Genomic DNA, 14,148 nt, shown 5'->3' on the forward strand with positions numbered 1-14,148 from the left:
TGGGGCCCGCCCCCTTCAGCCCCGTCGGTGGTCCCGAGCCGTACCGGCGCTTAGGGGCGCCGGTCGGCCAGTCGCAGCAGTGCTGACGCGAGTTCCTCGCCGCCTTGGGGATCGCGGGAGATCACCAGGATGGTGTCGTCCCCGGCGATGGTCCCGAGGATGGCGTGGAAGTCGGTGTGGTCGATCGCCGAGGCCAGGAACTGGGCCGCACCGGGCGGGGTGCGGACGATGACCATGTTCGCCGATGCCTCGGCCGAGACCAGCAGGTCCTCGGCGAGTCGGGTGAGTCGCGCGCTGGAGACCTGCCCCAGCTCGAGGGTGTCCGGCCGCGCCCGTTGCAGGCGCTCGCCGCCCTCTCCGGGCAGCACGTAGACGAGGTTTCCGTCGACGGTGCGGAGCTTGACCGCTCCCAGCTCGTCCAGGTCGCGCGAGAGCGTGGCCTGGGTGACGTGGACGCCGCCGTCAGAGAGCAGACGCGCGAGCTCACTTTGGGACCTGACGTCGTTCCTGGTCAGGACCTCGGTGATGCGCGCGTGCCGGGCGGCTTTGGTCATGGGAGCGGAGCCGGCACCGTCGACCGTCATCGTCTGTCGTCCTCTCCCTGGTCGCCCTCGGCGAGCAGGAACGCCAGCAGGGCCTTCTGGGCGTGCCGACGGTTCTCCGCCTGGTCCCACACGACGCTGTGTGCGCCGTCGATGACCGAGGCGGTGATCTCCTCGCCGCGGTGGGCGGGGAGGCAGTGCAGCACGATGGCGTCGGTGTCGGCCGCGGCGAGCTTGGCGTCGTCCACCTGGTAGGGGCGGAAGGGCGTGGCGCGGTCGGCGGCCTCGCTCTCCTTGCCCATGGAGGTCCACACGTCGGTGGCGAGCACGTCGGCCCCGCGCGCGGCCTCCAGGGGGTCGGTGACGACCTCGACCGACCCGCCCGTGCGCGCGGCGATCGCGCGGGCATCCGCCAGGATCGCGGCGTCGGGGAGGTACCCCTCGGGTGCGGCGATGCGGATGTGCATCCCGGCGGTCGCGCCGCCGAGCAGGTAGGAGTGGGCCATGTTGTTGGCCCCGTCGCCGAAGTAGGTCAGGGTGCGCCCCGCCGTCGCGCCCTTGTGCTCCCGCACGGTCTGCAGGTCGGCGAGGATCTGGCAGGGGTGGAAGACGTCGGTGAGGGCGTTGACGACCGGCACGCTGCTGGCGGCGGCGACGGCCTCAAGCCGCTCCTGCGCGAAGGTCCGCCACACGATGGCGGCGACCTGGCGCTCGAGCACCCGCACGGTGTCCTCCGCGGGCTCGCCGCGGCCCAGCTGGGTGGTCTGCGCGTCGATCACCAGCGGCATCCCGCCGAGGTCGGCGACACCGACGGCGAACGAGATGCGGGTCCGGGTGGAGGGCTTGTCGAACAGCAGCGCGACGGTGCGGGGGCCGTCGAGGGGCCGCTGGGCGAAGCGGTCCTTCTTCATCGCGTCGGCGAGGTCGAGGACCGCGGCCTGCTCGGTCGGGCCGAGGTCGTCGTCGCGCCGGAAGTGGCGGACGGTCGCGGGGCCGGCGCCTGCGGGGGCGGGGGGCGGGGTCATGCCGTACCTCCTGTCTCGCTCGCCGGCGGGGTGGCTGCGGCGAGGATCGCGGGGAACGCTCCGGTGAACTCGAGCACCTCGGAGCGGGAGATCGTCAGCGGCGGGGCGATGCGGATGGTGTCGGGGGTGACCGCGTTGACCAGGAAGCCGTGCGCGGCGGCGTGGTCCTGGACGTCGGCGGCCACGGGCGCGGAGAGCTGGATGCCGAGCCAGAGCCCGGCCCCGCGGACCCCGGTGATCAGCGGGTGGTCGATGGCGGTGAGCTCGGCGGTGAGCAGCGCGCCGAGGTCGGTGGCGTTGGCCAGGAGCCCGTCGGCCTCGATGGTGTCGAGTACGGCCAGGGCCGCCGCGCAGGCCACGGGGTTGCCGCCGAAGGTGGAGCCGTGGTCGCCCTTGGCGAAGGCGGTGGCGTAGCGGCCGAAGCCGACGCAGACGCCGATGGGCAGGCCGCCGCCCAGGCCCTTGGCGAGGGTCAGGACGTCGGGGGTGACACCGGCGCCCTGGTGGGCGAACCAGTGCCCGGTGCGGCCGATGCCGCTCTGGATCTCGTCGAGGATGAACGCGGCGCCGGTGGCGTCGCAGATGGCGCGGATCCGGGCCAGGTAGTCCTCCGGGGCGGGGATCACCCCGGCCTCGCCCTGGGTGGGTTCGACGATCACGGCGGCGCAGGAGTCGTCGACGGCGTCGCGGAGCGCGTCGGCGTCGCCGTACGGCACGAACCGCACGTCCATGCCGAACGGCCCGAACTTCTCGCGGATGGCGGCCTTGCCGGTGAGCGCGAGCGCGCCGGAGGTGCGGCCGTGGAAGGCGTTGCCGGTCGAGACGATATAGCCCGGGCGGGTGGAGCCGGACCTGTCACCGGTACTCAGGCCCCGGGCCGCCGCGTCGGCCTTCACCAGCTTGAGCGCGGCCTCGTTGGCCTCGGTGCCGGAGTTGGCGAAGAAGACGCGGATGTCGTCGGCCGCGGCGCCCGGTTCGCCCTGCCCGCTGCGGCCGCCGGTGGTCGCGCCCCGGAGCAGGCCGATGAGGCGTTCGGCGAGCTCGACCTCGCGCTCGTGGATGAACAGGTTGCTGGTGTGGGCGAGCGTCGCGGTCTGGTCGGTGACGGCCTTGACCAGGGCCGGGTGGCCGTGGCCGAGGGCGGAGACGGCGATCCCGGCGATGAGGTCGAGGTAGCGGGTTCCCTCGACGTCCCACACCGTGCTGCCCTGGCCACGCGCGAGCACGATGCCGGGGGTGCCGTAGGTGGGCATGAGGGCGGCCTGGAACCGGTCGCGCAGCCCGGCCGCGCTCGTGGCCGTGCCCGCGGTGCCGTTCGTCTCCCCCGCGCCGCTCACTGGTTCTCCTCCTGGTCCTGGTAGATGTCCGTGGGCGCGCCGAGTTCGGCGGCCTCCCGGATCTCGTCGACGACCATGGTCCCGACGCCCTGGTTGGTGAAGACCTCCAGCAGCATGGAGTGCGGGACGCGGCCGTCGATGATGTGCGCCTGCGGAACGCCGCCGCGCACCGCGGTCAGGCACGCCTCCATCTTGGGCACCATGCCCGAGGACAGGCGCGGCAGCAGCTCCTCCAGCTCGCCGACGGTGAGGCGGCTGATGAGCTCGGTGTTGTCCGGGTAGTCGGCGTACAGGCCCTCGACGTCGGTCAGCATGATGAGCTTGGCCGCGTCCAGGCCGACGGCGAGCGCGGCCGCCGCGGTGTCGGCGTTGACGTTGTAGACGCCCTCGTCGGACCGGGCGATCCCCGAGACGACGGGGATCCGGCCGTCGGAGATCAGGCACTGCACGGCGCCCGGCTGCACGTCGACGATCTCGCCGACCTGGCCGATGTCCACCTGCTCCCCGTTGACGACCGCGTGCTTGCGCTCGGCGGTGAACAGGTGGGCGTCCTCGCCGGACATACCGACCGCGAACGGCCCGTGCCGGTTGATCAGCCCCACGATCTCGCGGTTGACCTGGCCCATGAGCACCATGCGCACGACGTCCATGGTCTCGGGCGTGGTCACCCGCAGCCCGGCAGTGAAGGTGCTCTCCAGGCCGAGCCGGTCGAGGTGGGCGCTGATCTGCGGTCCGCCGCCGTGCACGACGACGGGGCGCAGGCCCGCGTAGTAGAGGAAGACGACACTCTCGGCGAAGCGGGTGCGCAGTTCCTCGTTGATCATCGCGTTGCCGCCGTACTTGATCACGACGGTCTTGCCGTGGAAGCGACTGAGCCACGGCAGCGCCTCGATGAGGATCGCGGCCTTGTCCTGGGCCCGGTGGTCGGGGATCGATGCGATCATGTGCTGTACGCCGAGTTCTCGTGGACGTATTCGGTGGTCAGGTCGGTGGTCCAGATGGTGGCGGCGGCGCTTCCGGCGGTCAGGTCGACGGTGACGGTGACGTCGCGCGGCGCCAGGTCCACTTTGGAGCGGTCGTCGCCCACCGCCCCCTGGCGGCAGACCCACACGCCGTTGATGGCGACGTTGAGCCGGTCGGGCTCGAACGCGGCGTCGGTGGTGCCCACCGCGCCGAGGACCCGGCCCCAGTTGGGGTCCTCGCCGTACATGGCGCATTTGAAGAGGTTGTTGCGGGCGATGGCGCGGGCGGCGGTGAGCGCGTCGTCCTCGCTGGCGGCGCCGACGACCTCGACGGCGATCGACTTGCTGGCGCCCTCGGCGTCGGCGATGAGCTGGCGGGCCAGGTCGTCGCAGACGTCGGTGAGCAGCGCGCCGAACTCCTGCTCGTCGGGGACCGTGCCGGAGGCGCCCCCGGCCATCAGCACGACGGTGTCGTTGGTGGACAGGCAGCCGTCGGCGTCGACCCGTTCGAAGGTGCGGGCGGTGGCGGCGCGCAGCAGCCGGTCGCACTGCTCGGAGGTGAGCTCGGCGTCGGTGGTGATGACCGAGAGCATGGTGGCCAGGGCGGGCGACAGCATGCCCGCGCCCTTGGCCATGCCGCCGATCGTGTAGCCGGGGCCGCGCCGGAAGGCGATCTTGGCAACGGTGTCGGTGGTGCGGATGGCGTCGGCGGCGTCGATCCCGCCGTCGCGCGCTGCCGAGGCGACCGCGGTGTCGACGCCCGCCAGCAGCTCCGGCATGGGCAGGCGCTCGCCGATGAGGCCGGTGGAGGCGACCACGATCTCCCCGGCGGAGTCCTCCAGGGCGTCGGCTACGCGCTCGGCGGTGGCGTGGGTGTCCTGGAAGCCCGGCGCGCCCGTGCAGGCGTTGGCGCCGCCGGAGTTGAGGATGACGGCGCGCACCCGGCCGCCCTTGACGACCTGCTCCGACCAGAGGACGGGGGCGGCTTTGACGCGGTTCCGGGTGAAGACGGCGGCGGCGGCTCGTGACGGCCCGTCGTTGATGACGATGGCGACGTCGCGTCCGCTGTCGGCCTTGATGCCGGCGCTGACACCGGCGGCCCGGAAGCCGTTGGGTGCTGTGACGCTCACGGTGTGACCTTTCGCAGGGTGGGGGCGCCGGTTAGGGTGCGACGCCCGTCGTGGGAAGTCCGGTGGTCTCGGGAAGTCCGAGCGCGATGTTGGCGCTCTGGACGGCGCCGCCCGCGGTGCCCTTGGTCAGGTTGTCGAGGGCGGCGATCGCGACCATGCGGCCCGCTGCCCGGTCGACCGTCACCTGGACCAGTGCGGTGTTGGCGCCCAGTGTCATCGCTGTGGTGGGCCAGGTCCCCTCGGGCAGCAGGTGCACGAAGGGCTCGGCCGAGAATCGTCGCGCGTAGGCGTCTCTGACCTGCTCTTCGGTGACGCCGGGCGCCAGCGGGGCGGAGCAGGTGGACAGGATGCCGCGGGGCATGGGGGCCAGGATCGGGGTGAAGGACAGGGTGACGTCGGTGCCCGCGACCCCGGAGAGGTTCTGCACGATCTCGGGGTTGTGCCGGTGCACGCCGCCGACGCCGTAGGGGGCGGCCGAGCCCATGGTCTCGCTGCCGATGAGGTGCGGTTTGGGGGACTTGCCCGCGCCGGAGGTGCCGGTGACCGCGACGACGACGAGGTCGGGCGTGACCAGGCCTTCGGCGAGCCCTGGGAAGAGGGCCAGCGTGGCCGTGGTGACGTGGCAGCCGGGAACGGCGATGCGCGCGGCCCCGGCGAGTGCGTCGCGCCCGCCGGGGAGCTCGGGCAGGCCGTAGGGCCAGGTCCCGGCGTGCGGGGAGCCGTAGAAGGCCTCCCAGGCGGCGGCGTCCTTGAGCCGGAAGTCGGCGCCGCAGTCGACGACCAGGACGTCGTCGCCGAGCTGCTCGGCGATCGCGCCGGACTGCCCGTGCGGCAGGGCGAGGAAGACGATGTCGTGCCCGGCGAGGTTCTCCAGCGTGGTCTCGGCCAGCACGCGGTCGGCCAGCGGCACCAGGTGCGGCTGGTGCTCTCCGAGCGTGCTTCCGGCGTTGCCGCCCGCAGTGAGCGTACCGATCTCGATACCGGGATGCGCGAGCAGGAGGCGCAGGAGTTCGCCGCCCGCATAGCCGCTGGCACCCGCGATGGCCGCTGTGTACCCCATTGCGCTGACTCCCCCGCCCTGTGTCCGGGGCGCGTCGCGCCGCCGGTATCGGACCCCTGCCTTCGAACTTACCTGCACCATCATGCATGCCGATGCAATGTTATGCAAGCGACTGTATAGAAAATGACGCGCGTCACACGTGACGGGAGATCGCCCGGGAGACCACCGGGCGCAGGGCGCTGTCCCGCCTGCCGGACGTCGGGCGCCGGGCGCGATGGGAAAGGACGCGGGGAGCCTGTTCGGTCCGCGGCGTCCTCGGCGAACTCGCGCCCGTGATCCGGCGGCTCACCGCCCCGCGATGCGGCTGGCGAGTCCGGCGAAGCGGGAGGTGTGGCCGACGCGGTCGGATTCGCGGCGGTCGGCGGTGCGGTAGAGGCCGTAGACGACCTGGGTGCCCACCCAGCGCAGGGGTTCGGGTTCCCAGCCGCGGACGCGGCGGCCGACCCAGGGGAGGCGGGTCAGATCGGTCGGTGCCCCCAGGACCAGATCGCGCAGGGTGCGTCCGGCGAGGTTGGAGGCGGTGACGCCGCTGCCGACGTATCCTCCGGCCCAGCCCACGCCGGTCTCGGTGTCCAGGTGCACCGTCGGGCACCAGTCGCGCGGCACGCCCAGCACGCCGGACCAGGCGTGGGCGACCGGCACATCCGAGGCGATCGGGAACAGCCGGGCCAGCACCCGCCACAGCTCCGCGATGGCCTGGGGCGGGGTGCGGCCGTGGTCGTCCTGGCGCGACCCGAACCGGTAGGGCACGCCGCGTCCGCCGATGGCGATGCGGCCGTCGGCGGTGCGCTGGGCGTAGAAGTAGGCGTGCGCCGCGTCGCCCAGCACCTCGTGCCCGCCCCAGCCGATGTGCTTCCACATGTCATCGCTGAGCGGCTCGGTCACGATCATGGAGCTGTTCATCGGCAGCCACGCGCGGCGCTCCCCCTGCAACGTGGAGGTGAAGCCTTCGGTGGCGCGGATGACGTAGTCGGCCCGCACCTCGCCGTTCTCGGTGACGGCGGCGGGGCGCTGCTCCCCCTCGCGGGGACGGATCTCGGTGACGGCGGTGTCCTCGAAGATGTCCACACCGAGCCGCTCGACGGCCGCCGCCAGCCCCAGCGCCAGCTTGGCCGGCTGGAGCCGCGCGGCGTGCGGGCTGTGGGAGGCCAGCACCGCGCCGTCCACCTGGAGCCGCGGCTCGTGGCCGTGCTCGATCATGTACAGGTCCTCCGGCCAGTACCCCCACTCCTGGAGGTAGCGGACCTCAGCGTCGAGGCGGGCCCGCTGCGCGGGGTTGGTGGCGACCATGCGCACACCGCCCTTGACGATGTCGGCGTCGATCCCCTCCGCCTCGGCGGTGGAGATGACCTCGTCGACGGAGGCCATCATGGCGCGCTGGAGCGCGATCACCGCGCCCTTGCCGTGCGCGTCGGCCAGCCGCTCCCGGGAGCCGGCGAACTCCGCCGACAGCCAGCCGCCGTTCCGTCCGGACGCGCCGAACCCGGAGAACTCGCGCTCCAGGATCGCGACGCGCAGATCGGGCTGGGCCTTCTTCAGGTAGTAGGCGCTCCACAGGCCGGTGTAGCCGCCGCCGACGACGCACACGTCGTAGTCGGCGGATCCGGGCAGCGCGGGCCGGCGCTCGGGGAGGCCGGGCTCCCGGTACCAGAAGGAGACGCCGCCGTTGCGAAACTCCGCCGACCGTGGAATGGCGCGCATCTCGGCCGCACTGGCGAAGAGTTTCATCTCGGGCCCCCGGACTGCTCGGTGCTGATGGGTCAGCGCTGGTTGGTCGGCATCGGCGAGTGCACGCACCGCACTCCCGACGCACGTGGCCATTGCCTCGTGCGCCGACCCTCCGCACTGCCCTGGGGGTGGAGCGTGCACGCCTGAACGCCGATCAGGGTATCGGTCCACACTTACTCCGGCATGCCAGACGCCGAAGTCCGTAACCCGCCGCCAACACAGCCGTGCCGCCACGGCACGGCGTCGAGGACGCCGGTTTCAGGACGCCAGCGAGGTGTCCCGGAGCGTGCGGGCCAGTTCGGCCATCGTGCGCAGGCCGTCCTCACCGAGCGGGCGGAGCACGTGCTCGCGCAGCAGTACCACGTGCCGCGCCCGGGCCTCGTTGGCCAGCTCCTGCCCGGCCTCGGTGAGCTCGGCGTACACCACGCGCCGGTCCGAGGGACACGACTTGCGCGCCAGGTACCCCTTGCGCTCCAGCCGGTCGGCGAGCTTGGTGAAGCCGCCGCTGCTCAGGCTCACCTCGCGGGCGAGCTTGCTCATGGGCTGGCGGTGGCCGGGCGAGCGCTGGAGCCGGATCAGCACCTCGAACCACGGACCGGACATGTCACCCTCGCTGGGGTCGATGTCGCGCAGCAGCAGCGGCCCCGTGGTGTGCAGTGCCTCGTGGAGCAGTCCCCAGGCGGTGATCAGTTCGTCGTCGCCGATCTCCTGGCCCGCAGCCGCCTCGGTCCGCGTACTCATGGTGCACTCCCCGCAATCGTCACCCGTTCCCCTGATGTTAACAAGAAGCATCTTCCTAGATAAGGAAATGCTCATCCTCGAGGAAGTGATATTCCGGACAGTAGCCAATCCGGTACCGCGCCATCACCCGGGGTTCCCAGTACGCGCCCTCTGCCTCTGTCAGCTCCCTTCGTCAGTCGCCCGCGGCACCCGCCGTGCCGGGCTGCGCGCCGTCGTGCGCGGCCGAGACCGCGTCCAGGGCGGAGCGCAGCGTGCCCACCAGGTGCTCGATCTGCTCCCAGGTGATGATCAGCGGCGGTGAGACCAGCAGGGCGCGCGGCACCGGGCGCAGGATCACCCCGCGCGACCGCGCCTCGAGGAACACCTCGGCCGTGGTGATCCCCCGCTCGTCCAGGGCCTCCGACGACAGTTCCACGGCCGCCATCACGCCGGTGCCCGCCCGGACCTCGCCGACCATCGGGTGGTCGGCGAGCTGGCGCACGGCGGCGTCCAGCTGCGCCTCGATCTCCAGCGAGACCGTGAAGAGGTCCTCGCGCTCGAGGATGTCGAGGTTGGCCATGCCCGCCGCGCAGCACGCCGGGTGCCCCGCGTACGTCGTCCCGTGCAGGAAGGGGTTGCCCGGCCGGTTCCAGAACGGCTCGGCCACCTCCCCGCTGACGATGACCCCGCCCAGCGGGAGGTAGCCGCTGCTGACGCCCTTGGCGAAGACGATCATGTCGGGGCGGACGCCGTAGCGCTCGATCCCGAACCATGTGCCCATGCGGGCGAACCCGCAGATGACACTGTCGACGACGAACAGCACCCCGTGACGGCGGCACACCTCGGCCACGGCACCGAAGTACTCCGGTCCGGGCGGCGGGTAGACCCCGCCGGCGCCGATGACGGGTTCGGCGAAGAACGCGGCGACGTTCTCCGGGCCGACGCGCAGGATCTCGGCTTCCAGGGCCTCGACCGAGTCGTGCGGGATGACGGAGACGTCCTCGATCAGCGGGCCGAACCCGGCACGGAAGCGCTCCATGCCGATGATGCTGCTGCCGAACCCGTGCAGGCCGTGGTAGCCGCCGGTACGGCTGATCAGGTGGGTCTTGCCGGGGTGGCCGGTCACCCCCCAGTAGCGGCGGGCCAGCTTCGCCGCGGTGTCGATGGACTCCCCGCCCCCGCAGGTCAGGATCACCCGGGGGTCGACCACCGGCGCGTGCGCGGTCAGCCGCTCGCCGAGCTCCAGCGCGGGACCGTTGGCGAAGTCGCCGTACACGGTGTAGGCGTCGAGTCGGGTCATCTGCTGGTGGACGGCGTCGGCGATCTCCGTGCGCCCGTGCCCCACGTTGCAGTACCACAGGCTCGCCGTGCCATCGAGGTAGCGATCGCCGCTGTCGTCCCACAGCCACACGCCCTCGGCCCGGGTCACCATGAACTTCTGGGTCCGCGTGACGTCGTGCATATCGCAGAAGGTGTGCCAGAAACGACCTGGCTCCTGCTGCTTGGTCGTAGTACGCGCATACGAAGCCACTGTTGCGCTCATAGAGCGACCTCCGAGCCTTGTTATACGTGCCAACGCCACAGGCAAACACCAAGGAAAACCGCTGTTCCGCGACGGCCCGGGAGCCCTCGATCGCGGCAGATGTCAGCAGGCTAAATTGCGGACTGGGCCGGGTTCAAGAGACGAAACAAGAAATCCTCCCCGGATTTACACGGATCATTCGCGCTACCCCCGAAAGGCATCCGTGAAACTACTCACGACCTGCTAAAACGATCCGGAAAAAAGCGCCCGAAATGTGCTTGATCGCCCACGCGAACGGCCCCGTTGCCCGGTCGTGGACCGGGCAACGGGGCCGTGTTCGTCGGGACGGGCCGTCCAGGTGGACCGACGGTGCGAGGTCAGGCGGCTAACCGCGCAGGACCGCCCCCGTGCGCTCGGTGGCGGCGGCCACGGCGGCGTCGCGCGCGGCCGTGCTCTCCTCCGCCGTCAGCGTCCGGTCGCCGGCGCGCAGGCGCAGCGTGTAGGCGAGCGACTTGCGGCCCGCACCGACCTGCTCGCCGGTGTAGACGTCGAACAGCCGCACGCTCTCCAGCAGTTCGCCGGCGCCGTCGCGCAGCGCGCGCTCGACCTCGCCGGAGGGCACCGCGGCGTCGACCACGAGCGCCACGTCCTGGGTGGCCACCGGGTAGGTGGACACCTCCGGGGCGCGGACCGGGGCCACGACGCGCTCGATGCGGTCGAGCTCGACCTCCATCGCGACGGTGCGCGGCGGCAGGCCGTAGGCCGTGATGACCCGCGGGTGCAGCTCACCGGCGTGCCCCACGAGGATCTCCTTGCCCTCGCTCCCCTCCGCGGCCACGTACAGGGCGGCGCAGCGGCCCGGGTGCCACGGGGCGTGCTGGTCGGCGCGGACGGTCAGCTCCGCACCGGCGGCGCGGCCCACCTCGCGGGCGGCCTCGATGGCGTCGGCCCACGTCGCGGCGCGGCCTTCGCCCCACCAGCCGGAGGGCTCGCGGTCACCGGCCAGGACCGCGCCCACGCGGCGCGGCTGGTCGGGCAGGGCGGCCTCCACGGACGCCAGCTCCTCGGCCGTGGGGCCGCGGTCGACGCGCAGCATCGGTGCCTGCTCCGGCGCGCCGGGCTTGGGCCGGTAGACCAGGCCTGTCTCGAACAGGGCGACGTCGGCGAAGCCGCGGCCAACGTTGCGTGCCAGGGTCTTGAGCAGGCCCGGCAGCAGTGTGGTGCGCAGCAGCGGCTCGTCGTCGTTGAGCGGGTTGGCGAGCTTCAGCGTGCGGCGCCGCGCGTCGTCGGCGTCGAGCTGCAGCCCGTCGAAGTCGCGCTCGCCGACGAACGGGTAGCTCAGTACCTCGGTGAAGCCCGCACCGGCCAGCCCCCGGCCGACGGAGCGGCGCAGGCGCTGGCTCGGGGTGAGCCCGCGCCCGGCCGGGGCCCGCGGCGGGATGGAGGGGATGTTCTCGTAGCCCTCCAGCCGGATGACCTCTTCGGCGAGGTCGTTGGGGTCGGTGAGGTCGGGGCGCCACGACGGCGGGGTGACCCGGAGGGTATCGGCCCGCTCCTGGTGGTCGGCGACCTCGCAGCCCACCTCGACGAGTCGGCGGATGACGCGCTCGCGAGCGTAGGCGACGCCCGCGACCGTGCCGGGATGGTCGGCGCTCAGGGCGATCGGCTCGCGGGGGGTGCTCAGGTCGATGTGGGTGTAGCCGTCCTCGACGCTCGCCCCGCCCAGTTCGCCCAGCAGTCGCGCCGCCCGGGTGGCGGCCGCCAGCTGCAGCTGGGAGTCGATGCCCCGCTCGAAGCGGCGCGAGGACTCCGAGGAGAGCTGGTGCCGCCGGGAGGTGCGGGCGATGTGCCGGTCGTCGAAGTGGGCCGCCTCGACGATCACGTCGGTGGAGGTCATGCTGATCTCGGTGTCGAGACCGCCCATGACGCCGGCGATGTTGATCGGTCCCGACTCGTCGGTGATGAGGATGTCGTCGGGGTCCAGGGTGCGCTTGACGTGGTCGAGCGTCTCCAGCCGCTCGCCGACGCGGGCGAGCCGCACCTCGATGGGGCCGCGCAGCTTGGCGCGGTCCCAGGCGTGCAGGGGCTGGCCCAGCTCCATCATCACGTAGTTGGTGACGTCGACCGCCAGCGAGATCGAGCGCACGCCCGTCAGCGCCAGGCGGCGCTTCATCCACAGCGGCGTGGGGGCGTCGGCGTCGAACCCGGTGGCGCCGCGCAGCACGTAGTTGGCGCAGATGGCCGCGCCGGTGGCGTCCTCCGGCCCGACCACGGAGGCGGGGTAGCCCGCTCCGGGCGTTCCGTCGACGCGGACCTCGGCGGGGTCGTGGAACGGCAGTTCGTAGAGGGCGGCGACGTCGCGCGCCACCCCCCGCATGGACAGGGCGTAGCCGCGGTCGGGGGTGACGGCGATGTCCAGGACGTCCTCGCGCAGCCCGAGCGGGCCGTAGAGGTCGGTACCCGGTGCGCCGAAGTCCTCGGGCAGCACGATGATGCCCTCGTGGTCCTCCCACAGGGCGAGCTCGGCGGCCGAGCAGATCATGCCCTCGGACATCCTGCCGTAGGTCTTACGGGAGCCGATGGTGAAGCCGCCGGGCAGTTCGGCGCCGGGCAGCGCGACGACGACGAGGTCGCCCTCGGAGAAGTTGCGGGCGCCGCAGATGATGTTCTGCTTCTCGCCGGAGCCGTTGGCCGTGCCAACGTCCACGCGGCAGTAGCGGATCGGCTTCTTGAAGCCGGTGAGCTCCTCGATCTCGCGTACGCGGCCGATGACGATCGGGCCGGAGATGTCGGCGCCGACCTCGTCGACGGTCTCGACCTCCAGTCCGGCGGCGATCAGCTTGGCGGCGAGGTCGCGGGGGGTGACGTCGGCCGGCAACTCGACGTACTCCCGCAGCCAGGAAACGGGGACGCGCATCAGATCTCCATCCCGAAGGCCGAGGTGAACCGAACGTCACCCTCGACCATGTCGTGCATGTCCTTCACCCCGTGGGCGAACATCAGGGTCCGCTCCACGCCCAGGCCGAACGCCCAACCGCTGTAGCGGTCGGTGTCGACCCCCGCGGCGACGAGCACCCGCGGGTTCACCACGCCGCAGCCGCCGATCTCGATCCAGCCCTCGGAGCTGCAGGTGCGGCAGGGGGCGTCGGGGTTGCCCACGGAGGCGCCGCGGCACACGAAGCACTCCATGTCGACCTCGGCCGACGGCTCGGTGAAGGGGAAGTAGGACGCGCGGAAGCGGGTGCGCAGGCCCTCGCCGAACATGCCCGCGACGAAGGCGTCGATGGCGCCGCGCAGGTGGGCCATGGTGATGCCCTCGTCGACCACGAGGCCTTCGAGCTGGTGGAAGACGGGGGTGTGGGTGGCGTCCAGCTCGTCGGTGCGGAAGGTCTTGCCGGGGGCGACGACATAGAGCGGGAGCTCGCGTTCGAGCAGCGCGCGGACCTGGACCGGCGAGGTGTGCGTGCGCAGCACCAGCCCCGACTCCGCACCGGAGGCGGACTCCACGAAGAACGTGTCCTGCATGGTGCGGGCCGGGTGGTCGGGCAGGAAGTTGAGCGCGTCGAAGTTGAACCACTCCGCCTCGACCTCGGGGCCCTCGGCCACCTCGAAGCCCATGCCGACGAAGATGTCGGCCATGCGCTCGGCGACGGTGGTCAGCGGGTGCCGGGCGCCGCGGGGGACGCGGTTCCACGGCAGGGTGACGTCGACGGTCTCCTCGACGAGGACGCGGGCGTCGCGCTCCTCCTCCAGGGTGGCCTGGCGGGCCTTGAGGGCCTCGGAGACCTCGCGCCGTGCGCCGCCGACGCGCTTGCCCGCATCGGCGCGGGCCGCCGGGGGCAGCGCGCCGATCTCGCGGTTGGCCAGCGCGAGGGGCGAGCGGTCGCCGGCGTGGGCGATGCGTGCCTCCTTGAGCGCGTCGAGCGAGTCGGCCGCGGCGATCGCGGCCAGAGCTTCGTCGCGCATCCGGGCGACCTCGTCCGGATGCAAGGGGGTCACCTCGACCGGGTCATAGGAACTATTGGGTGCAGACATGGTTGGTTGCCTCACCGCCCTCGCCCGTCCGACGGGCGGAGCGGTCGTCACGGCCCACCGCTCAGGCGGCGGGCTCAAGCCGACAGG

11 protein-coding genes are annotated in these 14,148 nt (G+C 72.2%); all 11 read right to left on the minus strand.

The annotated features are described in order from the left end of the window. Positions 1 to 50: 50 nt before the first annotated feature. A complete protein-coding gene (locus CDO52_RS19120; protein WP_017619144.1) occupies positions 51 to 584 on the minus strand; it encodes an arginine repressor in 534 nt (177 codons plus the stop codon). Then, positions 581 to 1,567, minus strand: a complete 987-nt coding sequence (gene argF / locus CDO52_RS19125) for an ornithine carbamoyltransferase (RefSeq protein WP_017619145.1) — start codon at positions 1,565 to 1,567, stop codon at positions 581 to 583. The genes CDO52_RS19120 and argF overlap by 4 nt, the downstream gene beginning before the upstream one ends. Then, positions 1,564 to 2,904 carry an acetylornithine transaminase gene (locus CDO52_RS19130; protein WP_017619146.1) on the minus strand — a complete coding sequence of 447 codons (1,341 nt, stop codon included), beginning with the start codon at positions 2,902 to 2,904 and terminating at the stop codon, positions 1,564 to 1,566. The genes argF and CDO52_RS19130 overlap by 4 nt, the downstream gene beginning before the upstream one ends. Then, positions 2,901 to 3,848 carry an acetylglutamate kinase gene (gene argB / locus CDO52_RS19135; protein WP_017619147.1) on the minus strand — a complete coding sequence of 316 codons (948 nt, stop codon included), beginning with the start codon at positions 3,846 to 3,848 and terminating at the stop codon, positions 2,901 to 2,903. Before argB ends, CDO52_RS19130 begins: the two co-directional genes overlap by 4 nt. Beyond that, the gene (gene argJ, locus CDO52_RS19140) at positions 3,845 to 4,996 is read right to left on the minus strand and encodes a bifunctional glutamate N-acetyltransferase/amino-acid acetyltransferase ArgJ (RefSeq protein ID WP_017619148.1); all 1,152 of its coding nucleotides are present in this window, start codon (positions 4,994 to 4,996) and stop codon (positions 3,845 to 3,847) included. Before argJ ends, argB begins: the two co-directional genes overlap by 4 nt. 31 nt (positions 4,997 to 5,027) lie before the next feature. Next, entirely contained in the window at positions 5,028 to 6,056 is a 1,029-nt protein-coding gene (argC, locus tag CDO52_RS19145; RefSeq protein ID WP_017619149.1) for an N-acetyl-gamma-glutamyl-phosphate reductase, read from the minus strand. A gap of 285 nt (positions 6,057 to 6,341) precedes the next feature. After that, the gene (locus tag CDO52_RS19150; protein WP_017619150.1) at positions 6,342 to 7,784 is read right to left on the minus strand and encodes an NAD(P)/FAD-dependent oxidoreductase; all 1,443 of its coding nucleotides are present in this window, start codon (positions 7,782 to 7,784) and stop codon (positions 6,342 to 6,344) included. Between the two features lie 258 nt (positions 7,785 to 8,042). Further along, entirely contained in the window at positions 8,043 to 8,525 is a 483-nt protein-coding gene (locus CDO52_RS19155; protein WP_017619151.1) for a MarR family winged helix-turn-helix transcriptional regulator, read from the minus strand. Between the two features lie 172 nt (positions 8,526 to 8,697). Further along, positions 8,698 to 9,966, minus strand: coding sequence for an aminotransferase family protein (locus tag CDO52_RS19160; RefSeq protein WP_017619152.1), 1,269 nt, complete (start codon positions 9,964 to 9,966; stop codon positions 8,698 to 8,700). 445 nt (positions 9,967 to 10,411) lie between these two features. Then, positions 10,412 to 12,943, minus strand: a complete 2,532-nt coding sequence (pheT, locus tag CDO52_RS19165) for a phenylalanine--tRNA ligase subunit beta (protein ID WP_017619153.1) — start codon at positions 12,941 to 12,943, stop codon at positions 10,412 to 10,414. Further along, positions 12,943 to 14,061: a phenylalanine--tRNA ligase subunit alpha gene (gene pheS / locus CDO52_RS19170; protein ID WP_026125886.1), complete on the minus strand. Its 1,119-nt coding sequence runs from the start codon at positions 14,059 to 14,061 to the stop codon at positions 12,943 to 12,945. Before pheS ends, pheT begins: the two co-directional genes overlap by 1 nt. Positions 14,062 to 14,148: the final 87 nt, after the last annotated feature.

This window comes from Nocardiopsis gilva YIM 90087 (genome assembly GCF_002263495.1).
Lineage (GTDB): Bacteria > Actinomycetota > Actinomycetes > Streptosporangiales > Streptosporangiaceae > Nocardiopsis_C > Nocardiopsis_C gilva.